Source organism: Methylobacterium isbiliense (assembly GCF_022179325.1).
Lineage (GTDB): Bacteria > Pseudomonadota > Alphaproteobacteria > Rhizobiales > Beijerinckiaceae > Methylobacterium > Methylobacterium isbiliense.
This window is the reverse complement of the sequence record NZ_BPQQ01000049.1, coordinates 1-22,549: the sequence shown is the minus strand read 5'-3', so window position 1 is coordinate 22,549 and position 22,549 is coordinate 1. Positions and strand designations below refer to the sequence as shown.

The following is a 22,549-nucleotide window of genomic DNA, read 5'->3' as shown; positions in this document are numbered from 1 at the left end:
CTGAGCCACTGCCGTTTACGGCGGGTTAACACTCCGCCACCTCGGCATATGGCCAAGCGGCGGGTCTTACGCATCGGCGGATGGCTGGATCGCAATCCGTACATCTCGGCAACCCGTGAAGTTCGCATCTCGCCGGGGCCGGCAGATGCCATTTCCTCCTCACCGGTTCAAGCCGGAAATCCGGCATGGCTTCATGCCTGGAACGCGACTTCGAAGGGCTGCCATCCCGACAGTTGGCAGGACCGACTGATCGGCGAGTGGCGGAACGCCGACATTGGCAAGCGCCCTCCCCTGCTCCTTTACATCCCGGAACACGTCGGTACCGGATCACGCCGTCATGGCGTCCAGCCGATCATACGTCATCGGCACTCGGCCGGATACCGGTACCGGTACTCTCTGGCTTAGCGACCTGAACGCATGGGCACCTTGGATCATGCCGCTATCGCCATCTACCGTTGAGCCGATCAGGACGCATGTGAGTGTCGCTTCACCGGAGGACACCAGCGTGTCGGCATCAGCATCAGTGCATATGACGTCCTGTGAGAACATCCATCTCGTAATCTAGCAAGGCACCGGTGTTCCGACCTGCCGTCTTCGCTTCTTCGACACACTCCGTTGCGCCAATGCTTCGGCCTGTCAGCAAGGCAGTCCTGCAGCATGGCGAGATTGAGGCACGGCAGCACCTGCGCTTCGCCATCTACGAAACTGGCAACCTGATTGAGTGCCGATGTCGCCCTGAAGTCAGACCGCGGCTTGCCGATCCCAGCATCATCCGGCTTGGAGGGGAAGATTGTTTCCGACCTGTCCATCCATCTAAGCCGGCACGGGAGGAGGTGTGAAGGTCGCCATGCCGACAGGACGCGAGATGTGAAAGCATGGGCTTGCCAGTCCTCCAGTACCGGCGTGACGGAAGCTTCCGAAGCGGTCAGATACCGAGATGGCGGTCTGACGGGGTGGCAGCTTGTGGGCATGGCCTTCCGCACATCCTGCGGCAATGAGGTCCAGCCATTCTGTCGGATGCCGGAACGGCGATTACGGAGCCTTTACAGGCCTGCGCATATCAGCTTGCCGGCCATACGACTTGCCGTTCATGGCGCATGCTGACCCGCCGTTCTTCTGGCATCGGAACTTGTACAAATTGATTTGATCCAGAATGTGCCGCTCGGCTCGGTATGGCAGGACGCGGCTCGGCGTGCCACAGGCATATCCACGGGGATCATACGACTACCACCGGAACGAGAGGGGAGGGGCCTTATTATGAGAGATTCGGGGACCAGCACGATAGCCGTTTCAGGGCAGGGGAGGGCGGTCCAACTATGAGGAGTTCGGGCTCGGGCCGAACCGGAAATGCCCCTTCGCAAGTCATTGTCACCACAGTAGTTTTCTCGCCCCGATTCCTTCATAGTTCGATTTCTGTGAGGAATTTGGGGAACTATCTGTGAAGCGGTACGGCGCTCGCTTTCATTTTTTCAGGGCCAGGCGTAGCTTGCGTCATGGCCGAGAAACAGCTCACCCTGACCTTTGATTTGAAGCCGCGTGCGGGCGAGGCGATCAAGCCTGCAGAGTTGATTCAAATCACCGGGCACCACGAGCTGACCCTCAATGCTCGGCGGGCGATCACCATCCTTTGGCACTCTGCCCACATGCAGGGGATCAAGGAGGGCAGGGATTACACCGTCGAGATCGACGACTTGAAGCCCGACGGCCACAAGGGGTTCGAGATGGTCGAAGAGGCGGTCGAGGCGCTGATGCGGGCGCTGATCGTTATCAAATTGCCCGACGGCAAAACCCGCCGCGTCCAGTTCCTCGGCGGTAATGACATGGACGATCCAGACCGTCCGGCCGGCGTCATGACATACAGCTTCGACAAGCGACTGATCGACCTTCTCCAGAAATCTACCATCTGGGGCAAGATCGCGATCCCCGTCCTGATGTCGTTTACGTCAAAATACGCAATCAGCCTTTATGAGAACGTCGCCCAGCTGGTGAACCTGGATTACAAGCACAGCCATAAATACACGCTTGAAGAATTCCGCGAGATGCTGGGTGTTCCGTTGGAGAAATACAAGACCTTTGGCGAGCTGAACAAGCACGTTATCAAGCCTGCGGTGGACGAGGTCAATGCTTTGGCGCCGTTCGGAATGACTCTTCAGCCACTGAAGCAGGGCAAGAAGGTCACCGAGATCGCGATCGGCTGGTGGCAGAAGGACGAGGAGGCGCTGAATGCTGCTTGGGAAGAGATCCAGCGCAGTAGGGCAGGGAGGCGGTCGCGAATCATGACGATCGAGCATGCTCCCCCGATAGCCTCACCGAACCGGCTCGCTCGGAAGGCTCGGAAGCGTCCAACCCCGAAAACCTCATAGTTGGATTCGGGTATTCAACATCTTCAAAAGATTCAAGATTCCCGGTCGGATTTCCGTTAACCATCAGTGGCTTGTAGTACAAAGTGTGAGAGGTTCGGGGGCTCCACTGAGGGGTTCGGGGCGAAGAGCCCGGTTGCGATGAGGCCTTCGGGGCATAATGTGAGGATTCCGGGTCGCTTTTATGAGGGATTCGGGGGTTGCGTAGGCGACGAAAGCGGAAGGTGGCCTTGAGCCTGTCTGTAGCAGGCCGCTCTAGCACATTTGGCTCAGCGTATCGGTCTGAGGAGGCTCAGCTCTGAGACCAACCGCCTTCCTTGGAAGCTGGTGCCCATGATCGGACTTGGGCCGTGAAAAGAGGAAATCCGCTAATCGGAGTAATCAGGCTCGATTTTGCAGTGTCGCAAGCTCGAAGGCGGCACCGCGCTGCGTCCTGAGCCGCTCGCCGTAGCGGGCTGGCATAGCGGGCGTCTTCCAGGAGCCCGCCTGCATGACCTCGAGCAGCTCGAACCTGGCCGCGAACATGTCTTGCGCCGCCCCGACTTGGGTCGAATGTTCGGACGGGGAGCGGGACAGCTTGATGCCCGCAGCTGTAGCCCAGCCAGAGCTTGAGCACAGCCGCATCAGGTTGGCTTCCGAGCGCCGCCCGTTCTCGCCGTGGTACCGCGCCGTCGCAGTCCGCCGCCACGTGGCGTCCGCCATGGAACAAGGCGAGGTAGGCTACTTCCTCCTCGGGCAGCACGGGCAGGAGATTGGCGAGGGCCGTGAGGATCGTGAGACCCACACCCCAGCCGTCGCGGTTGCGCGCCCCGAACAGCGCGATTTGCCGCACGACGTCAGCCCGCGCCACCTCGGCCGCGAGCTGACCTTGCACAGCCTTAGCGATGACGAGGCTGAGGTCATGGGCCAGGCCGTCGGCCAGCCGCTGCTTCCAGTGGAGTGCCGGGTCGGCATGGGCGAACTCGGTCTTCACCCAGACCTCTCCGTCACGCACCTCGACCAGGTAGACTGGTACATCGTCCGCCCACAGGTCGAAGGTGCAGCCGCTTTCGACAGCGAAGCGAGCGTGGTGCCAATGACAGGTCAGGATGCCATCTTCGACGCTGCCGCGCTCGAGCGAGAAGCCCATGTGAGGGCAACGATTGTCAAGGGCGACGACGCGTCCGCGGTCGTAGATCACGAGGATCGGACGATGGTGACCGTGCATCACGATCCGCCCCTTCGCCCTCAGCTCCTCGAGACTGCCAGCGAAAGAGAATTCCGTGTTCGGCGCCTGCATGAGCTTGCCTCCCACAGCTGCGCTGGTGTTCTGAAGCAGACGATTGTAGCAACCATCCACACTCGCGAGGCGCTTGGGCTGCGCTTCAGTCAAGGCAGTCTGCTAAAGCAAGGTCTCACCGGCGCGGTGATTGGAATGTGAGGTGGCGTAGTCTCCGAGATGCATCATCGCGGGAGCTGAGCTGCAGCTACAGGAGGGGAGGGGGCTTACGTACCTTAGGCCGCTATCGTAGCCCTCCACCGAGCATGCAGCCTGCGCATCGAAGGCAAGAGCTACACCAACGCCTTCGCGAAGCTGACTGCTGCTCACGCTTTCTTCCATACGACGTGGATCAGTTCGAACAGCAAGGAGGCCGGGCAGCAGACTGCCAACTCCGCTGGAGGGTTCAGAGCGGGTTGGCCCGCGTTGTTCTCGAGTTCGCGAGGTCCGAAGTGGTGGGCTCAATTCATCGCACTCGGATCTCCCAGTTACGAACGAAACGGACCAGACCTCAGCCGGATCGCAGGTAGGTCACCAGCGCACCTGCTTATGCAAATAAGCTCAGCAATAAGTTAGGCAGAAACCAGCTCCGCTTCCAACAATGCTAAGCTAGTTAACGGTTTGTTAACTATCAGATCTGATCATTGAGCCTCTTACAGGAGGCGGCGATGACGCGGTCTCAAAAGCTTCGGCTCAAGCGCTGGATCATGCGAGAGCTCGATCGAGCTCTGCCCAAAGCACCTGTTGATTCTTCGCAGTACGCTCACGTGGCTGCGCCTGAAAATCCAATCTGTAGTCGGGACGAACCTGCTCGGTAACCCGCACGAGGAATACACGTCGTCGACCTGGTGCTTGCCGGAAGAAGATCGACAATCACTATTAAGTTCCCGTAAGAGCGGTCACCCTCCGCCTCCAATGAGGCCAGCTTTCACGGGCTTGAAAATTTCCGTCCTATAGTTTGGCAAACTATGCTATGATCGCTTGGCTGTACGAGGAGGTTGACCATGGCCTCGGAAAAGAAGCGCGGTAATCGCGAAGCCAAGAAGTCGAAGAAGCAGGCGCCCAAGGTCCTTGCAGCAGCACCATCGACGAAGGACGTGGTCAGCGCTGCCGTGAATTCAGCCAAGCAGAAATAGGCCAAGCACCCACCTCGCGCGTGCGGCACGCACCTGATGGCTCTCGACGGCTGCGTCGAGGGAGGTACCACTCTCCGCCCGTAGATGCGCGGTTGTCCAACTCTACGGCCACGTGGCTGCTTGACGACGGCGCGTACACCTGGCGATCTTGATAGATCTCCGCCTCTTTGCAAAGCATCTTAGCACTCCAGAGAAATGAGTGCTGACGATCAGTGGTTGGCTTCGACAAACACTTCTGAGCTGCACGTCTTGAATGACGCTGCTTGCATTGTCGCGCGAAGCAGGGGCAAACGGGCTTGAGCCGGGATAGGGCAGGGGCCTCCCAGCCGGTCTCCGACACCCTGCACCAGTTCCCACCCGAGATCGTCCGCCGCGCCGTCTGGCTCCGCCTTCGCTTCACGCTCAGCGACCGCGACGTGGAGGAACTCCCGGCCGAGCGCGGGAGTGGCGTCGCCTCCGAGGGTGTCCGGCGGGGAGCGGCTCGTGATCTGCTGCCAACCACGCTTGCGTCAATGACATCAGACGGCGAGGCCGAGCTGGCGCGGGCCCTGATCCCCGGTTAGCTCAAGCGATGAGAGCGCAACCCCGATGAGACGCACACTGCGCCGCAGCGGGAAGGCATCGCGCAGCAGCCCGAGGCTGATCGCTGCCAGGGCTGTGCGGTCCAGCACCGGCGCGCCGAGCGACCGCGCCCGCGTGATCTGCGCGAAGTCCGAGAACTTCAGCTTTAGCGTCACCGTCCGCGCGCTCACCTCCTTCGCCCTCGCCGTCGTCCACACCTTGTCGATCAGCGGCTGCAGACGTTCGGCCAACGCCGCGAACTCGGCTGTGTCCTCGGCGAAGGTCGTCTCAGCCCCGATGGACTTGCGCTCGCGGTGCGCCCGCACCGGCCGCTCGTCGATGCCCCGCGCTACCCTGTGATAGTACTCGGCCGCGCTGCCAAAGGCCGCCCGCAAGTCCTCCAGGGAGCGGGCCTTGAGGTCGCCTCCGGTGTGGATGCCAAGCCGCTTCATCTTCGCCTCGGTCACCGGGCCGACGCCATGGAAGCGGCCGATGGCCAGCGTCTCGACGAACCCCGGTCCCATCGCTGGCGTGATCACGAACAGCGCGTCGGGCTTCTTGTGGTCGGAGGCGACCTTGGCCAAAAACTTGTTGTACGAGACGCCGGCCGAGGCCACGAGCCCGGTGCGAGCCAGGATCGTCGCGCGGATGTCGCGGGCCACTTCCGTCGCGGTCGGCAGCCTTTTGCGGTTCTCGGTGACGTCAAGGTAAGCTTCGTCGAGCGCGACGGGCTCGATGATCGGCGTATGCTCCTCGAACACCGCCCTGATCTCGGCCGAGATCGCCTTATATACCTCGAAGCGCGGGCGAACGAATACGAGGTCGGCACATAGGCGGCGTGCAGTGGCGGACGGCATGGCCGAGCGGATGCCGAAGGCACGGGCCTCGTAGCTTGCCGCCATGACAACGCCACGCTCGCGCGAGCCACCGACGGCAATGGGCTTGCCACGCAGGCTCGGGTCGGCGCGCTGCTCGACGGAGGCATAGAAGGCATCCATGTCGATGTGGATGATCTTGCGCACCACCGGCAGAGGCGCGTCGCTGGAGCCAATCGGGTGAGGCATGATTTCAAGGATCAGCGCATCGCAACAAGTTCTCTCTTTGTTCGCATCTCGGCCGTTTCGGTCAAGCTACTGAGCGCCGGCCTCCACCGCTTTCGCGTCTCACGGTTGCGCGGACGTGGCCCACGCAGGCGGACGATGGCACCAAACATTTAATCTGTAGGTCCTGGGTTCGAATCCCAGAGCGCTCACCATCACTTAGCTCAATCCACCGTTCCTGCAGGAACGGTTCTTGGACGGTGGACTTCCGGGAACTCTCGGGAGACCCCGTGAGCGTCTCGATGGGCTGCGGGGGAGGGGAGGGCCGTCAGAGCTGGTCGGCCGGTGCGACGGCTAGAGAACTCCGCTCTCGCGGCCATCGAGGCCTTCCGCTTAGCGCCAGAAGCCGCCCTTGGGCTCGCGGAGCCTGAACCGCCGCTTTCGACCCGAAGCGGCGCTGTGCAATGCCTAAGACGAATTCTTAGTCGCGATCGTTTTCGAGTTCCTGATTTTCAGATAGATTACCTTCGTGGAGCCTGTGCCGGCCTGCCTTAGCCTGCAAGATCTCATCAGGCTTATGGAAAAGCGGGGGAATGCCAGCATCAGCTTATTAATGCATCAGCCATAGCAACGCATTCATTCATAGACAAATCACCGCACCCGTACAGATCGTCGTCAATCACCTCACCGACTAGGGGAGACGATGGCCATGGACCGACGGCGACTTATACTTTCGGCGATTTTTGGATTGGCGCCAACTCCGAAAGGGCTTGCTCAGACGCGGACGATCAAAAGGATTGGAGTGCTGTGGCACGCAACGCCCGAAGAGGAGGTGATTTTCGCTGACCCCATACGGAAGGGATTGGCGGATTTCGGCTACATCGAAGGTAAACACTATGAGCTGATCGAGACTTACGCGGCTGAACAGTACGAGCGCTTCGCTATCAACGCTGCGAAGCTTGTGGAGAGCAGGGTCGACATTATCGTCGCCGTCACCAGTCCAGCTGCCGCCGCCGCCCAACGCGCGACAGAGACGGTGCCGATTGTGTTTCTCCTCGTTCCTAATCCAGTCGAACGGGGTTCCGCCCGAAGCCTGTCGCGTCCTGGCGGCAACCTTACTGGGCAGTCTACCGTCTCGGTCGACCTTAGCTCGAAACGCATCGAGTATCTGCAGGCACTGGTCCCTAACTGTCGGCGGGTGATCCTGTTCGTGAACGCAAAGGATGCAGCCTTGAGCCACTCAGTGGCCAATCAAACCCGGGCTGCCGGCATTCTCACAAACGTCACCGTCGATGTGATTGAGATCAAGGACCCCGAAGACCTTGACGGAGCGCTTGCCGCTGCCGCACGGAATGACATCAGAGGCGCAATTTTTATGCAGGATCCTTTGTTCTTTAACGAACGCAAACGGATCGCGCGCTTGGCCATATTTCATGGGGTTGCCACCATGGTCGCAACCTCCGTTATGGTCAAGGATGGGTGCCTGATCTCTTATGGCGCAAACTCTGCGGCCCAGTTCCGCCGTGTAGGAGCCTTCGTTGACAAGATCTTGAAGGGCGATAAACCCGGCGATATCCCGATAGAACAGCCGACCCGGATCGAGCTTGTACTGAATATGAAGACTGCAGCTGCGCTCGGCTTGGACGTTCCGGATGCGTTCATCGCTCAAGTCGACGAGATCATCGATTGAGGCATCGTACGGCCTGGTGCGGGACAGCACCGACCGCTTTCCACCCCGAGCGGTCCTTCGTCGGGTGCGGCTCAAACGTCCGCTTCGGGTCAGTCGGGGGCATGTAGCCACCACTCTTCGTGAGCGCCGCGGCGAGTGTGACCGCGGCGCCCATTTCAGATCTCAGTCTGCTCGGACAGGACGAGGGCGTCATCCACTTCGATGCCGAGATATCGCACCGTGCTCTCCAGCTTCGTGTGACCGAGCAGCAACTGGCAGGCTCGAATGTTGCCCGTCCGCTTGTAGACCAGCGCCACCTTCGTGCGGCGCAGGCTGTGCGTGCCGTAGGCGGACGGGTCGAGGCCGATCAGCGCCACCCAGCTGTCGACCAACCGGCTGTACTGGCGCGTCGTGAGGTGCCGGCCGCGGCGGCTGCGGCTCGGGAACAGCCAGTCGCCCGCTCTCAAGCTGCGGGCGGCCAGCCAAGCTGTGAGAGCCTCACGCGTCGGCTCGGTGATCTCGAACGGCACAGGCCTGCCTGTCTTCTGCTGCGAGACCGTCGACCGCAGCCGCACGGCGTCGCCGAGATGAACATCGGTCACGCGCAGCCGAACGAGATCGCAGCCGCGCAGCTTGCTGTCCACGGCGAGGTTGAAGAGCGCGAGGTCGCGCGTGCGGTTGGCGAGTTGCAGGCGCGTTCGTAGGGCCCAGATGTGCTTGGGCTTGAGGGGCGGCTTGGGGCCGACGATGCGGCCGCGGTTCCAGGGCGCACGGGTATTGGCTGATGTGGTTGTGGTGTCTGACATGGCGAGCTCCGAAGATGCGGAACTCGTCGACGGCGGCACGCCGCTGCCGGCCAGGGTAGCTACGCGCACCCAGCAGCAACGCGCCAGAAGCCGCCCTTGGGCTCGCGGAGCCTGAACCGCCGCTTGCGACTGATTGTGCTAAAAAACTCAGACTGCAACAGAAGCGATGCTCTGTACCAGCCCGTGCAGAGAAAATCTTCCGATCTTGCTCGCGTGGATTGGCTCAGAAGGAAGTGTACGACGTCGGAAAGAGAGGAAGTTTCGTCAGGACGAGGCAGCAGGCGCCGCCTCTGAGTTTTTCAACACAATCCGCCACTTCCGGACTTTCGGCCATAGACGCCGGAATGCGCTCCATTTTCGCAAGCTGCCACTGCACGGAATGGTCGAGCCGGAAGGTCACAAGGTCCTCGTGCGAGCGCGCCTGTCGGGGAGCCTTCGTGCATCAGGATCGAAAGCGCAGAGCCTCAACCACGACCTCGAAGGCGGGTGAGTGCTGGCGACGGCCTGGGTAGTACAGGTGATAACCCGGGAACGGCGGGCTCCAGTCCGCCAGCACCCACGTGAGGTCCCCGCGGTCCAGATAAGGCTGCACTTGGTCCTGAGGCAGGTAGGCGATGCCGAACCCGTCTAACGCCGCCCGCAGGATCATGCTGACGGTGTTGAACACCACCTGACCCTCGACCCGCACCCGGATCTCTCGGCCCGCCTCCTCGAACTCCCAGGCGTAGAGGCCGCCATGAGTCGGCAGGCGCAGGTTGATGCAGGTGTGGCCCGTCAGGTCCTGCGGGGTGCGCGGCAGTGGCCGGCGCGCGAAGTAAGCCGGCGCGCCGACCGCCGCCATGCGCATGTCTGGGCCGATGGGCACCGCGACCATGTCTTTGGCCACCACCTCGCCGAGCCGCACCCCTGCGTCGAAGCGCCCGGCCACGATGTCAGTCAGGCCGAAGTCGGTGACCAACTCCACCCGGATGTCCGGGTAGTCGGGCAGCACCTTTCGCAGCGCCGGCCACAGCACCGCGTCGACCGCGTGCTCGTCCGCATTGATCCGGACGGTGCCGGCGGGCTTCTCCCGAAGCTCGGTCACCGCGAGCAGGCCGGCCTCGATCTCCGCGAACCGGGGCCCGATGGACCGCATGAGCCGCTCGCCGGCTTCGGTCGGGGCGACGCTGCGCGTGGTGCGGGTGAGCAGCCTCAGGCCCAGGCGGGCCTCAAGCCCGCGGATGGTCTGGCTGAGCGCGGATTGCGACAGGCCGAGCTGCGCGGCCGCGCGGGTAAAGCTGCGCTCCCGGGCGATCGCCACGAAGGCAAGCAGGTCGTTCAGGTTCTCCCGCGCCATTCATAAGTCCAGGGCATAGCCTCATGTGCATTTCACCATCTAATCGCAGTGCCGTCGCCCGGCTAGTTTGGGGCCACGTCCTTCGCAGGAGTTCGGTGATGGAAATCAAGCGTGCCGGTTCCCAGCCGCCCGGCAAGGGCCCGGCGAACTGGTTCACTGGAGCGGTTGGCATCGACCCGCTGTTCGGCCCGCCCGAGCCGGCCAGGGTCTCCGGCGCGCTCAACACCTTCGAGCGGGGCGCCCGGACGAACTGGCACACGCACCCGCTCGGCCAGACCCTGATCGTCACCGCGGGCTGCGGCCGGGTCCAGCGCGAGGGCAGACTCGTGGAGGAGATCCGGCTGGGCGACGTCGTCAGGTTCGAGTCCGGCGAGAAGCACTGGCAGAGCGCCGAGCCCGCAATGGGCATGAGCCACATTGCCGTGCAGGAGAAGCGCGACGGCTCCGCCGCCGACCGGCTGGAGCGGGTCACCGACGAGCAGTACGCCGCGGGGGACGGACGATGACGCGCCTCGCTGCCACGACGCTTACCTTCGCCCTCCTCGCCGGGTCGGCCGCGGCGGAGGGCATGCAGGTCTTCCCGAACGGCTCCCGACCTTCCGTGAAGGGGCCGGAGGCGAACTTCACCGGTGCCGTCCGGGTCGACCCGCTCTTCACCGCGCCCGAGCAGGGCCGCATCTCGGCCGGGCAGGTGACCTTCGAGCCCGGCGCGCGCTCCGCCTGGCACACCCACCCGGCGGGACAGGTCCTGATCGTCACCTCGGGTACCGGCTGGGTGCAGGAGTGGAACGGCCGGAAGCGCGAGATCAAGCCTGGCGACGTGGTCTGGACGCCCCCCGGCGTGAAGCACTGGCACGGCGCCACCGCCACCACCGGCATGAGCCACACCGCCATCCAGGAGAGCGTCGACGGCCGGAACGTCGAGTGGATGGAGAAGGTCAGCGACGAGCAGTACGGCCGCTAGGTCGGAGCCCCGCTCGTCTCAACGGGAACGGAACCACGATGAACCTGTCGTTCGACAACAAGGTCGCCCTGGTGACCGGGGCGGCCATGGGCATGGGCCTGGCAACCGCCAGGCTGTTCGCCGATGCGGGCGCGGCGGTGGTCCTGGCCGATCGCGACGAGGACGCCCTCGGCACGGCCGTCGCCGGCCTGGAGGGCGATGGCCGCAAGGTGCTCGGCGTGCGCTGTGACGTCTCGGACGAGGCCGAGGTCGCCGCCATGGTCCGGCGCGCAGTCGAAACGTTCGGCCGCCTGGATGCCGCCTTCAACAATGCCGGCATCCAGATCCCGGCCAACGACGTCGTCGACGTGCCGGGCGCCGACTACGAGCGCGTGATGGCGGTCAACCTGCGCGGCGTCTGGAACTGCATGCAGGCCGAGCTGCGGCAGATGCAGGGGCAGGGTAGCGGTGCCATCGTGAACTGCTCGTCGATCGGCGGGCTCATCGGCAACCCGGGCCTCGCCGCCTATCACGCCACCAAGTACGGCGTGATCGGGATGACCCAGAGCGCGGCCCTGGAGAGCGCGGCGCGCGGCATCCGCCTGAACGCGGTCTGCCCCGGGACCATCGACACGCCGATGGTGGCCAGGATGCTCAAGGAGCAGCCCGAGGCCATGGACGTGATCATGGCCAAGCAGCCCAACAAGCGGCTCGGTCGGCCCGAGGAGGTCGCCGCGGCAGTGCTGTTCCTCTGCAGCGACGCCGCAAGCTTCATCATCGGCGCAGCCCTACCGGTCGACGGCGGCTACACCGCCCAGTGAAGCTTCCCCGAACCCGTCCGGCTGTTCAAGCCGGACGGACCGGACGGCAGCAATGGGCCGACCGGTCGACATCTCACGACAGGAGCCGGAGATGAAGAACCTCGCCGCCACCTTCGCGTCCTTCGCCCTGATGGCGAGCGCCTCGGCCGAGGCGCAGCAGCCCGACGTCGCGCTTCGCAGGCTCTCGTCGGAGGACGTCCGCAGCGTCGCGCCCGCCCTGGAGCGCTACACCCAGGAGACCCTCTACGGCGACGTCTGGAACCGGCCAGGCCTGTCGCGGCGCGACCGCAGCATCGTGACCCTCGCCGTGCTGATCGCCCGCAACCAGGGCTTGCCGCTGCACTCCTACATCGGTCGGGCGCTGGATAACGGCGTGAAACCGGCCGAGGTCTCCGAACTCATCACGCACCTCGCGTTCTACGCGGGGTGGGCGAACGCCTTCGCGGCCATCGGTCCGGCCAGGGACGTCTTCGCCCAGCGCGGCATCAAGCCCGACCAGCTCCCGCCGGCCTCGCCCCCGCTCATGCCACTCGACCAGAAGGTCGAGGCGGAGCGCGCGGCGCGGGTGCAGGAGAGCGCCGGTCCGGTTTCGCCGGGGCTGGTGAAGGACACGGGCGACGTCCTGTTCAAGGACCTGTGGCTTCGCCCGGGCCTCGCGCCGCGCGACCGCAGCCTCGTGACGGTGAGCGCCCTGATTGCGGGGGCCCAAGTCGCGCAGATTCCCTACCATCTCAATCGGGCCATGGATAACGGGCTGACCAGGGAGGGGGTGCAGGAAGTCATCTCGCACCTCGCCTACTATGCCGGCTGGCCGAACGCGTTCTCGGCCGTGCCCGTCGCCAAGGGCGTGTTCGATGGGCGCCCCAAGTAAGCCGCCGGCCTGCCATGACGAAACGAGCGATGCCCGCCGGGATCATGGGCTCGGCAGCGGCGGGCCGTTCCATGATCCTGTTGGCACTCCTGCGCATCATGGGTCGGTGTTCGTGGCCTTCGTGGCGATCGGCGGCGCGAGGCCGATGCTGCCGCTTCACGTCCCGCCAGCCTCGGCTTCGGGCCTGTCATTGTAGGGCTGGTCACCGGAAGCCAGTTCGCCGCCGCGCTGACCGTCCGTGGATGGGCGGCCTGCCGGCCTGCCGCTGCTCGGAGCGCGGCTGGCATGCTGAAACCACCATCGAGACCGTCTCTCGATGAGACGCATCATGCAGTGGAGGACGCTTGCGTTCCTCGCGGCATCCCTGCTGGCTGGGCTGGTCCTGGCCGGGGCTCCGGTCGCCGGCGAGGCCCCGGGCCCCTACGTGCGGCTCGCCGAGTTGGAGGTCGACCCGGCCCAGCTCGACCGGTTCAAGGCTTCGGTGAGCGAGGAGATCGAGGCGTCCATCCGTCTGGAACCCGGCGTCCTGGCGCTCCAGGCCGTGTCGTTGAAGGATGATCCGGCCCAGGTCCGCGTCTTCGAGATCTACAGGGACATCGCCGCCTACGCCACGCACCTGGAAACGCCGCACTTCAGGAAGTTCAAGGCCGAGACCGAGGGCATGGTCAGGTCGCTGAAGCTCTTTGATACGACACCGCTCGCGCTCGGGACCAAGGCTGATGGATACCGCACCCGATGACCCGCACCGGTCGCGCCCGGCGGGCGCCCGAGGGCTGGCGCGCCGACGACGCGGTGCGGCCGTGGCGCTCGCGATGACGGCCGCCATCGCCGCCTCCGGTCTTGCCGGAGCCGCTCCCACGACCCAGCAACGAGGCGAGTTGATCCGAGAGTGTCCCGCCATGACTTGGTCCACCGACGAGCTCCGGAAGATCATCGAGGCCGACGACCTGAAGGTCTCCCCGTCCAGCGAGGACGGCATGACCTACGGGACACCGACCTGGATCTGGTGCGTCGCGGTTGACTGTGCCCTCTACGTTCGCGCCTATAACGGGCGCAGCTCCCGCTGGTACCAGGCGGCAATCCGGCAGAAGGGCGGGCGCATCATCGCTGCCGGTCGGACGACCGAGGTTCGCTTCGAGCCGGTCGAGGGCCCGATCAACGACCGCATCGATGACGCCTGTCGCGCCAAGTACCGGGGCAGCCGGTACCTTGAGCCGATGATCGGCTCCCGTGCCCGCGGGGCGACCGTCAAGGTCGTCCCCACGACGTCGCCCCCTGACCTCCCGCCAGTTCCCTCAGCCGTTGTGGCGCAGGACATCGACCAGTAGGGCGAAGGCGGGCGTGGGCTGACGCCGGCTCGGGTAGTACAGGTGGTAGCCCGCGAAGGGCGCGCACCAGTCGGCGAGCACTCGTACGAGCCGGCCCTCGGCGATGTCCTCCCGGACGATGTCGTCGGGCATGCAGGCGATGCCGAGACCGGCCAGGGCCGCCTTCCTGGCCAGGAACACGCTGCTGAACGCGAGGGGACCTTCCACCCGGACCCTGAACTCGCGCCCGTCCTTCTCGAACTCCCAGGCGTAGCGGCCCCCATAGCTGGAGAGGTGCAGGTTGATGCACCGGTGAGCGGTCAGGTCCTGCGGTGCGCGCGGCCGCCGGTGCTTCGCGAAGTAGGCGGGCGTCGCCACGATGGCCATGCGCATCTCGGGCCCGATGCTCACCGCGACCATGTCCTTCTCGACTTGGTCGCCCATGCGGACCCCGGCATCGAAACGTTCCGAGACAATATTGGTCAGGGCGTTCTCGGTGATCACGTCGACGGCGATGTCGGGGTAGTCGGGCAGCAGCCTCTCGAGGGCCGGCCAGAGGATGGAGGCGGCCGCGTGCTCGCCCGCCGTGATCCGGATCGTCCCCGCAGGCTTCTCCCGAAGTGCGGTGAGTGCTGAGAGGTCGTCCTCAACGCCCTCCAGGTGCGGGCCCACGCTCCGTAGAAGGCGCTCGCCCGCCTCGGTCGGCACGACGGCGCGAGTGGTGCGGGTCAGGAGCTGGACGCCCAGGCGCTTTTCAAGGCCGCTCAGGGCGCGGCTCAACACCGGCTGGGTCACTCCTAACTTAGCGGCAGCTCGGGTGAAGCTGCCCTCACGAGCAACCGTCACGAGGACGACGAGGTCGTTCAGGTTCTCGCGCAGCATTCACAACCCTGCGGCATAGTCCGAACTGGAATTTAGCGCCTGGTCGGGTCGCCAGGCAGGCCTTGGACTCATTCCCATATGGGCGGGGCTAGCGTCGACGGGTGCAGCTCCGACCGGAGCCGCGACGAAGCCTGCCGCTGCTCTTGGGGGCCGTGCGGTCATGGTCGTCAATGTGCCTGAACCCGCTGATCCGATGACCACCGCCACCAAGTCTGCTTCCTGCTCCAGAGCCGACATTCAATCGAGCAAGGAGGAAGGTCCGGAAAGGGTCAGGAGTTCGCGTTCAGCTGATTCGGCAATGCGCCACTTCCGGACCTTCAACGACGGCCATGAGAATGGCCGCTCTTCACCCGACAGCGGACCCGCCGGCGGCCAACGACCATACCCGCTCGCACAGCGCACAGTTGCATAAGGTCGGCGTATGGAACCAACGATGCCGTGCCACCCCTGCGCTTGTCGGTGCGAGGGAGGACCGGCGCCGTGGGCCGCCTTGGCGGCCGCTATGAGCCCTCGTAACCTTCGACAAGCGTTCTTCTCGATGGTTTTGGAGGCAGTATGTCGGGTGCTGCTGAACCGCCTCTCCTGCCGTCGGAATGGTGCGCGGTCGCCGAGAGCGCAGCCGCCAACCTCGGCCTGGGGCGCGATCTCCCCAAGCTCTCGGCCGAGCACTGGCAGAAGGTGCTGGCCGCCGTCGAAGCCCGAATGCGGCTGAAGGGGGCTGATTTACCCGCAAACTGGCGTGAGCAGCTGTCCCGGCAGGCCGGACGCAGCGAGGCCATTCCGAACGCTGCATCGAGACCACAGAGCGCGTCTGTTCGAGTTCTGGACGGCAGGATGTCGGACGTCGACAGCCTCGTGGCGCGGTACGTCCGTGAGGCGCACACGATCGCGAGTGCGATGAGGATGGTACCGGCTTCCGAGCCAACTGACCGCGTCTTGGAGTGGGCGCAGATCGTGAAGCAGCACGCCGACACCATGCCAGATGGCCAGGGTCCAGCGCTTCTGGCCCGCATCGCTAGGCGGCTGAGAGACCTCGCCGCCTCTGCCGCGAAGGAGGACGATCAGCGTGAGCACATTTTGCAGCTGCTCGCCCTCCGCTTGGACGACAAGCCAACGTTAGGGTGAAGCTGATGGTACCTGACCGTCTCGCGCTGCCATCCCCCATGCCGCTCCCTGAATTGGGGGAGGCTGGCGCCCTACCGGTCGAGGCTGCCGCCCTCGTCCAGGCGTACCAGCGCGCCAGCAAGGCCGACGCGACCGTGCGGGCCTACCGGGCCGACGCCGAGGCGTTCGGAGCGTGGTGCGCCCCGCTACGGCTTCCGATCGCTGCCGGCCAGCCCTGAGGCGGTCGCGGCCTTCCTGGTGGCGGACGCCGAGGCCGGACGGGCTGCTTCCACCATCGGTCGGCGCTGCGCCGCCATCCGCTACGCGCACAAGCTCGTCGGCGCGCAGGACCCAACCGAGGACGAGGGCGTGCGCGCGGCCGTGAACGGCATCCGGCGCAAGACCGGGACGGCGCCGACCCGCAAGGCCGCGGCCACCGTCGATGTCGTGGCAGCCATGCTGATGCACACGCCGCAGACCCTCACGGGTAAGCGGGGTCGCCCGCTGCCGACGCTCGGCTTCGCGGCCGCCTTCCGCCGCTCCGAGCTGGTGGCGCTGAATGTCGAGGGTTGAACCAATTCGCGATGGAATGGCCGGCGACCGGTCAGGAGGTGCGCCGGAGCATTAGAATTACTATCATTAAACTGTCATATCCGATCTGCCATCTCCCGGGTGCCACCGAGGGGGTGGTGACCCGAGACCCTTGTCATGAACGCCACCGGGCCATCGACGACGCAGTCGCCCTATCTCGTTCCCACTAACAGCGACGTCAGCTTCACCTCCATCCTGAGCGCGGGCGACGCGGTCGCGGGCTCGACCCGCACGGGCGGCGCGCCCTACCGGATGGTCGGCGTGCCGGACGGCCTAGGCGCCGTCGACAACGGCGACGGCACCGTCACAGTGCTGATGAACCACGAGATCGGCCCGACGGCCGGCGTTACCCGAGCACACGGATCGGCCGGCGCGTTCGTCTCCCGCCTCGTCGTTGATAAGTCGACCTTGCGCGTGACTTCGGCGAGCGACCTCGGGCAGACGGTCTTCACCTACAACGCCGCGACCGGCGCCTATGTGCAGGGCACGACCGCCTTCGCGCGACTGTGCTCGGCCGACCTGCCGGAGGTCTCGGCCTTCTACGACGCCGCGAGCGGGCTCGGCACGCAGACCCGCATCTTCATGAATGGCGAGGAGACTGGCGCCGAGGGCCGTGCCTTCGCGTGGATCGTGAACGGCCCCGAGGCCGGGCGCGTCTACGAGTTGCCAAAGCTCGGCAAGTTCTCCTGGGAGAACTCGGTCGCGAACCCCTTCACCGGAACGAAGACGGTGACGATCGGCACCGACGACGCGACGCCGGGCCAGCTCTACCTCTATGTCGGCGACAAGCAGGCGACCGGCAATGAGATCGAGAAGGCCGGCCTGACCAACGGCAAGCTCTACGGCATCCGCGTTCCGGCCTTCGCTCTGGAAACTAACGCGACTGCGGTCGCGGCGGCCGGCACCGCTTTCGCGCTGCAGGAGATGGGGCCGAACGGCGACGCCTCGCGCCTGACCGGGGCTCAGCTGCAGGCCGAGAGCGCCGCCGAGGGCGTGACCGAGTTCCTGCGGCCCGAGGACGGCGCCTGGGATCCGACCAACCCGAACCGCTTCTACTTCGTGACGACGAATGGCGCGACGAGCCCGTCGCGCTTGTGGGCGCTTGAATTCACGGATGCGGGGCGGCCGGAACTCGGCGGTGTAGTCAAGCAGGTGCTCACCGGCCTCGAAGGCCAGGTCATGTTCGACAACATGACCGTCGACGCGGACGGCAAGGTCTACATCCAGGAGGATCCGGGCAGCAACGCGCGCCTCTCGAAGGTGTGGCAGTACGACCCGGCGACCCGCAGCCTGACCCAGCTCGCCGAGCACGACCCGGCGCGCTTCTCGGGCCTGACCCCACCCTTCACCCAGGACGAGGAATCCTCGGGTATCCTGGATGTCAGCACCCTGTTCGGCGGTCCGGGCCGGCAGGCCTTCCTGCTCGACGTGCAGGCGCACTATCCCTTCGGCGAGACCGAGATCGTCGAGGGCGGACAGCTCGACCTGATGACGATCGACCGCTCGATCGAGGGAACGTCCGGGGCTGACAGCCTCGCCGGCAGCCAGATCGCCGATCTGATCTGGGGCCGGGAAGGCAACGACACCATCACGGGCGGCGGCGGCAACGACTACCTGTCGGGCCTGCAGGACAACGACTCCATCGCTGGCGGCGCGGGCAATGACACACTGTTCGGCGATGCCGGCGACGACCGCGTGGATGGCGGCCTCGGCAACGATCAGGTGCGGGGCTACCTCGGCAACGACACGCTGTTCGGCAGCGCCGGCAACGATGCCCTGTACGGCGAGGAGGGCGACGACTTCCTGGGTGCCGGCAGCGGCAACGACTACCTGACCGGCGGCCTGGGCAACGACGCCCTGTTCGGCGAGGAGGGCAGCGACCTCCTGTTCGGCAACGCAGGCAACGACTTCCTGACGGGCGGGGCGGGGTCCGACATCTTCGCCCTCGGGCAGGGGGACGGCCAGGACACGATCCGCGACTTCGCCGTGACCGGCGCTGAGCGCGACGTGATCGCCTTCAACGGCGGCGGCGTCACGTCTTTCGCGGGCGTGCAGGCAGCGAGCCAGCAGGTTGGGGCCGACACCCTGATCCGCTACTCCGCGACGGACTCGGTGCTGCTTCAGAACGTCCAAGCGTCGAGCCTCACGGCGGCGAATTTCACCTTCGCCTGATCTCGGCCCCGCCCGGAGGTATCCACCTCCGGGCGGTCCGTCTCGGGCGTGTTCTGTCCGATCACGGGCGCTTACTCGCCAGCGTGGCCGAGACCCTCAGGCGGAAAGAGTCGCAAGGAGGGTCTGCTGCCGCGCACGCCCACCCACCACGTCACCAAGCACTTGCAGCAGGGGATCGAGAGCGACCACGTCCGGGTGAAGCGGGCAATGCCGCGGGTGGGCGGGTTCCGCTCGTTCACCACGGCCCGGCGCACGATCTGCGGCTTCGAGGCGATGCCGTGGCTGCGCAAAGGCTTCGGGTTCGCGGGTGCTTGGACCGTGCGGGAGCAGAACCAGCTGCTCGCCACCTGCTTCGGGCTTCCCGTCGCGAACAAAGCATAAAAGCAGGGGCGGGCAGCTCCTTCTGCGGCCTGAAATCGAATTTGCGACAGGCCCCGGTTGAGGCAGGGTGTCGGTGCATGAAGCGTCGAGGCCAGCGGAACCGTCGCAAAAGCTGCCGGGGGCAGGGTCGCAGTCGGATCTGCGCCACCTAAAAATGCACCAGCGCCATCGCGGTCGGCCTGTAGCGCGGATTACCCTTTACTCAGTCGTCGCGTGTTGGCGCGGACCTTGCGGCGGTAGCCATGGACAACATGGCCGGGCGATTTGCCCGTTGCGATCTGCATGGCGGTCTCTCCGGCCGCAAGCACCTTCTCGCTGACCATGAGATGCGCTTCCGCCATCGCGGCCGGGCCACCCAGCGCGATCTTGGCGAGGCGCATGCCGATCACCGTCTGGGCTTCAAAGCCGAGCATGGTCATGTCTACGCCGAGCTTCCACATCGGTCCGTACATCGGGGTCCTTCCGTGATGCCTTGAGGGACCGCTTCGTGCCATCCCCGGTGCGTACGGCTTCAGAGCGAGCCGAGCGGTGCTGGCCGAGTGGGTTCGATGTCGGCAGGATCGGGAACGTACGCGCACCAAGCACACCGGCCGCTGGACGCCACCGTGGGTGCATTACGCTGTGAGCATTCGGGGCAGACGTGCAGGACAATGCGACCTTGCACGAGAGAGGCGTCGCCGCGACCCCGGAAGGTAATGCCCTCGTGCGACTTCTCTTCCAGTGTAGACTCCGCCATATGCCCGAGCGTAGCAGTTAGCTCGTTATCAAAAAAGGCCGTCCTTGTGGGACGGTCTAAGTCTGGGAGGAAACGCCCGAGGAGGGCAAAGAGGCAATGGGGCAATCACTACCTCACAAATGCTTTCTACGCTGCACCGCAACATCTTGAAAGCTCGAAATTTGGACATGTCGCATGCATCTTGTGCATGTATCGTACCTTAGTACAAGCGGAGCATGAGGCGAACGCATGAGATGACTCCCGCCCGAAGCTCGGGTGTGGCTTCTGGCACGCCTGAGGCCAGCTCATTCGCGTAAGCAGTAGTCTGGGAAGCTAGTGCACTGACGCCAACAAAACGTACAGCGCGCAGCGCGATTTCTCGTGCCTTGTCGGCCCGTTAGCGCGCGAGCGCCTGGTGCGTTCGTCCGCGTCAGTGCACTAGATGTGGGCTGCGCGGGAGCACCACCGAGCATTAACCACGGCGCGCCACACTGCCGGTGAGCCGAGCAGGTCCACCCGGATCGGCGAAGCGGCGGCCGGACCAGGTACCTGTCGGTCCGGCCGCTGCCCGCTCGTCATCGCACCCTGCGGATCCAGAGGCGTTCGGCGCGCGGATGAGCGGCGGCAACGAGCGCCAGGGCACCCGCGGCGCCGGCGAGCATCACGATCAGTGCGGACATGGTCTCGACCCCCTGTCCGCAGGATGCGTGAGGCCGGCAGCCCGGCCCATGTGACGGCCCGCCGCGAGACAATCCGGCTCGCGTGTGCAGCGTCCAGATCCGGCGGGCAGGGCGGTACGATCCTCTGTCCTGGGTGAATGCTCCCACCTCGGCCGTTCGCTAGGCCGATCGCGGATCGTCATCGCGTCGGGACGCCCATGCAGACTCCGTCGACCAACAAGGCGGCCGAGTACCGGCAGTGAGCCCGGAAGGCCCGCGAGCGGGCGGAGTGGCTGTCCCTCAACGAAGCCCGCGAGCACCTGCTGGAGCAGGCGCTGCAGCTCGATCTGCTGGCGGAGGCGGAGGAGCGATGGGTGGCACGCGAGCCCCGCGCCCGCGAGGGTGAGGCGCCGTGATCTCCTCGGGTCGAGGGGGCTGGCGAGCACGGACGCGAGCAGGCCAGCGGGGCTCGCAGGGCTTGTGTGATCCACCTCACAGTTCTCCGGGCGAGGTACCGGTACGCCTTGGTCATCGGCCGAGACGACGAGGCCGGACCACCAAGGCGGGGCGCTCGAACTGGCACCGCCTCTCACCCCGAAGGAGACCGTGTCATGTTCAAGAAGACCCTCACCGCCGCCGTGGCCGCCCTCACCCTCGCCACCGCCGTCACCCCGGCTCCCGCCCAGGCCGGCAGCCTCGGCAAGGTCGTGGCCGTGGGCATCCTGGGTGCCGCGGTAGGCGCGATCGCCGGGGCCGCCGGCTCCAAGGCGGCCCGCGCCGAGGACTACGACCGCCGCGAGTACGATCGCCGCGGCGACGACCGCTCCGGCTACGGCTACCGCGAGGCCGGCTACACCGCAGGCCGCCGTGCCTACGGTGGCGAGTGCGGCGTCGAGCGCCGTCCGGTGTTCGACCGCTCGGGCGAGCAGGTCGGCTGGCGCCGCGTCCCAGCCTGCTGATCCCTGATCCCGGATGCGCCGAGCGGAAGCTTCGAGCGCCCCTCTGTCTCGGCGTACCGGCCCCGTCTCCCCCCGAGGAGGCGGGGCCGTCTCGTGCCGAACGCCCTCTCGCGTGATACCGCCGCCCGTTCGTGCTGACGCGTTCTCCTCGCTACCCGCATCTCTCATGAACGGATCAGGGCAATCGCGCGCCGGTATGAGACTGGGGCGTCCGCGCGTAGCAGGCTTGGATCGCGTCGGACCGCGAGCCGGGTGCCTGAACCTCTCGTTCGGGCAAACAGGAGCCCGGCCCGTGCTGCACCTCCTGTCCTGATCTTGGTCAGGGAGCCGCCCCGTGGGCTGTGCGAGGCTCTCCCCGTTCCGCACGGTCCATGCGCCCCTGCTGCGGGACCGCGAGCCGGGTGCCGGATCCCTCCCTTGTGACACCCGGCTCGTACCTCTCCCCCTTCAGCGCGCAAAGGAACGCCGGCGCGGGGCGTGCCCGGCCGGCGCTCAGACAGACTTTCAGAGGCGGAAGGTCAGAAGTTGCACTTCGCAGCCGGTACAGTGATGAAGCGACCCGTGTTGGGGTTGTAGATCGCCTTCTTGCCGACCGCGCAGGCCCGGCCGTCGAGCCGGCCGTCGTCGTAGATCTTCTTGCCGCTCTGCCCGTCATAGATCGCCATGCGATGCGAGGGACGAGCGAAGCTTTCCGTGGCCATCGCCGTGAAGGCAACAACACCGAGGACGGCAGCGGTCGTGATCTTCTTGAACATGGCATTTCTCCATTGAAGCGCGGTTGAGATGCTGTGATATGAACAGCAAGCAGCAGTTTTAGACGCCAATCGATGATAGATAATCGATGTTATGAGCGCTTTTGTTTGCCGCTTGATGGGATGATGTTGCGGCTCACAAAATTAACGACCTGTGAATGATCCAGATCACTAAAGCCCAATTTGCCATGTCTATGTGCGCCTAAGATCCCGTCTCATAACGGGC

21 protein-coding genes and 2 pseudogenes are annotated in these 22,549 nt (G+C 65.2%); 16 read left to right on the top strand and 7 right to left on the bottom strand.

Annotated features, from left to right (window positions below):
• Positions 1–1,493: 1,493 nt before the first annotated feature.
• Entirely contained in the window at positions 1,494–2,363 is an 870-nt protein-coding gene (locus tag MFF61_RS20780; RefSeq protein WP_238237706.1) for a replication initiation protein, read from the top strand.
• A 289-nt stretch (positions 2,364–2,652) separates the two neighbouring features.
• On the opposite strand, the gene MFF61_RS20775 is transcribed toward MFF61_RS20780, so the two are convergent.
• Entirely contained in the window at positions 2,653–3,567 is a 915-nt protein-coding gene (locus MFF61_RS20775) for a Rieske (2Fe-2S) protein (protein WP_238237825.1), read from the bottom strand.
• A gap of 1,055 nt (positions 3,568–4,622) precedes the next feature.
• On the opposite strand from MFF61_RS20775, the gene MFF61_RS33905 reads away from it, so the two are divergent.
• Complete coding sequence (locus MFF61_RS33905; RefSeq protein WP_283206022.1) at positions 4,623–4,754, top strand: hypothetical protein; 132 nt, start codon at positions 4,623–4,625, stop codon at positions 4,752–4,754.
• A 341-nt stretch (positions 4,755–5,095) separates the two neighbouring features.
• Positions 5,096–5,227: pseudogene (locus tag MFF61_RS34135) on the top strand (IS6 family transposase); the annotation flags it as partial.
• Between the two features lie 45 nt (positions 5,228–5,272).
• Here the strand turns inward: MFF61_RS34135 and dinB are convergent.
• Positions 5,273–6,379: a DNA polymerase IV gene (gene dinB / locus MFF61_RS20765; RefSeq protein WP_238237703.1), complete on the bottom strand. Its 1,107-nt coding sequence runs from the start codon at positions 6,377–6,379 to the stop codon at positions 5,273–5,275.
• Positions 6,380–7,064: 685 nt separating this feature from the next.
• On the opposite strand from dinB, the gene MFF61_RS20760 reads away from it, so the two are divergent.
• Positions 7,065–8,045, top strand: coding sequence for an ABC transporter substrate-binding protein (locus MFF61_RS20760; RefSeq protein WP_238237689.1), 981 nt, complete (start codon positions 7,065–7,067; stop codon positions 8,043–8,045).
• A 155-nt stretch (positions 8,046–8,200) separates the two neighbouring features.
• Here the strand turns inward: MFF61_RS20760 and MFF61_RS20755 are convergent, their stop codons facing one another.
• Both MFF61_RS20755 and MFF61_RS20750 read right to left on the bottom strand, forming a co-directional pair.
• Positions 8,201–8,830, bottom strand: coding sequence for a tyrosine-type recombinase/integrase (locus MFF61_RS20755; RefSeq protein WP_238237687.1), 630 nt, complete (start codon positions 8,828–8,830; stop codon positions 8,201–8,203).
• A 442-nt stretch (positions 8,831–9,272) separates the two neighbouring features.
• Complete coding sequence (locus tag MFF61_RS20750; RefSeq protein WP_238237684.1) at positions 9,273–10,166, bottom strand: LysR family transcriptional regulator; 894 nt, start codon at positions 10,164–10,166, stop codon at positions 9,273–9,275.
• Positions 10,167–10,264: 98 nt separating this feature from the next.
• Between MFF61_RS20750 and MFF61_RS20745 the strand changes: the two genes are divergently transcribed.
• The 6 genes from MFF61_RS20745 (at position 10,265) to MFF61_RS20720 (ending at position 14,129) form a co-directional block, all read left to right on the top strand.
• Positions 10,265–10,672 carry a (R)-mandelonitrile lyase gene (locus MFF61_RS20745; protein ID WP_238237681.1) on the top strand — a complete coding sequence of 136 codons (408 nt, stop codon included), beginning with the start codon at positions 10,265–10,267 and terminating at the stop codon, positions 10,670–10,672.
• Positions 10,669–11,130, top strand: coding sequence for a (R)-mandelonitrile lyase (locus MFF61_RS20740; RefSeq protein ID WP_373324775.1), 462 nt, complete (start codon positions 10,669–10,671; stop codon positions 11,128–11,130). Before MFF61_RS20745 ends, MFF61_RS20740 begins: the two co-directional genes overlap by 4 nt.
• Positions 11,131–11,168: 38 nt before the next feature.
• Positions 11,169–11,930 (top strand): SDR family NAD(P)-dependent oxidoreductase, encoded by a 762-nt coding sequence (locus tag MFF61_RS20735; protein WP_238237679.1) that lies wholly within the window; start codon positions 11,169–11,171, stop codon positions 11,928–11,930.
• Between the two features lie 91 nt (positions 11,931–12,021).
• The gene (locus MFF61_RS20730; RefSeq protein ID WP_238237676.1) at positions 12,022–12,801 is read left to right on the top strand and encodes a carboxymuconolactone decarboxylase family protein; all 780 of its coding nucleotides are present in this window, start codon (positions 12,022–12,024) and stop codon (positions 12,799–12,801) included.
• Positions 12,802–13,129: 328 nt separating this feature from the next.
• Positions 13,130–13,540, top strand: a complete 411-nt coding sequence (locus tag MFF61_RS20725; protein WP_238237674.1) for a putative quinol monooxygenase — start codon at positions 13,130–13,132, stop codon at positions 13,538–13,540.
• 160 nt (positions 13,541–13,700) lie between these two features.
• Positions 13,701–14,129: a DUF2255 family protein gene (locus tag MFF61_RS20720; RefSeq protein WP_238237819.1), complete on the top strand. Its 429-nt coding sequence runs from the start codon at positions 13,701–13,703 to the stop codon at positions 14,127–14,129.
• Here MFF61_RS20720 and MFF61_RS20715 read toward each other — a convergent pair.
• Entirely contained in the window at positions 14,097–14,990 is an 894-nt protein-coding gene (locus MFF61_RS20715; protein ID WP_238237671.1) for a LysR family transcriptional regulator, read from the bottom strand. The two genes, MFF61_RS20720 and MFF61_RS20715, sit on opposite strands and share 33 nt — an antisense overlap.
• 555 nt (positions 14,991–15,545) lie before the next feature.
• Between MFF61_RS20715 and MFF61_RS20710 the strand changes: the two genes are divergently transcribed.
• From MFF61_RS20710 to MFF61_RS20685, 5 genes and pseudogenes are all read left to right on the top strand, one after another.
• Positions 15,546–16,115 carry a hypothetical protein gene (locus MFF61_RS20710; RefSeq protein WP_238237669.1) on the top strand — a complete coding sequence of 190 codons (570 nt, stop codon included), beginning with the start codon at positions 15,546–15,548 and terminating at the stop codon, positions 16,113–16,115.
• Between the two features lie 5 nt (positions 16,116–16,120).
• A complete protein-coding gene (locus MFF61_RS20705; protein WP_238237667.1) occupies positions 16,121–16,333 on the top strand; it encodes a hypothetical protein in 213 nt (70 codons plus the stop codon).
• Between the two features lie 19 nt (positions 16,334–16,352).
• A complete protein-coding gene (locus tag MFF61_RS20700; RefSeq protein WP_238237655.1) occupies positions 16,353–16,667 on the top strand; it encodes a hypothetical protein in 315 nt (104 codons plus the stop codon).
• Between the two features lie 135 nt (positions 16,668–16,802).
• Complete coding sequence (locus MFF61_RS33900) at positions 16,803–18,857, top strand: alkaline phosphatase PhoX (protein WP_283206021.1); 2,055 nt, start codon at positions 16,803–16,805, stop codon at positions 18,855–18,857.
• A 93-nt stretch (positions 18,858–18,950) separates the two neighbouring features.
• A pseudogene (locus MFF61_RS20685) lies at positions 18,951–19,238 on the top strand (DDE-type integrase/transposase/recombinase); the annotation flags it as partial.
• Positions 19,239–19,429: 191 nt separating this feature from the next.
• Here MFF61_RS20685 and MFF61_RS20680 read toward each other — a convergent pair.
• Positions 19,430–19,690 (bottom strand): hypothetical protein, encoded by a 261-nt coding sequence (locus MFF61_RS20680; protein WP_238237652.1) that lies wholly within the window; start codon positions 19,688–19,690, stop codon positions 19,430–19,432.
• Between the two features lie 1,533 nt (positions 19,691–21,223).
• On the opposite strand from MFF61_RS20680, the gene MFF61_RS20670 reads away from it, so the two are divergent.
• A complete protein-coding gene (locus MFF61_RS20670) occupies positions 21,224–21,571 on the top strand; it encodes a hypothetical protein (protein ID WP_238237648.1) in 348 nt (115 codons plus the stop codon).
• A 518-nt stretch (positions 21,572–22,089) separates the two neighbouring features.
• On the opposite strand, the gene MFF61_RS20665 is transcribed toward MFF61_RS20670, so the two are convergent.
• Positions 22,090–22,326, bottom strand: coding sequence for a hypothetical protein (locus tag MFF61_RS20665; protein ID WP_238237645.1), 237 nt, complete (start codon positions 22,324–22,326; stop codon positions 22,090–22,092).
• Positions 22,327–22,549 lie beyond the last annotated feature (223 nt).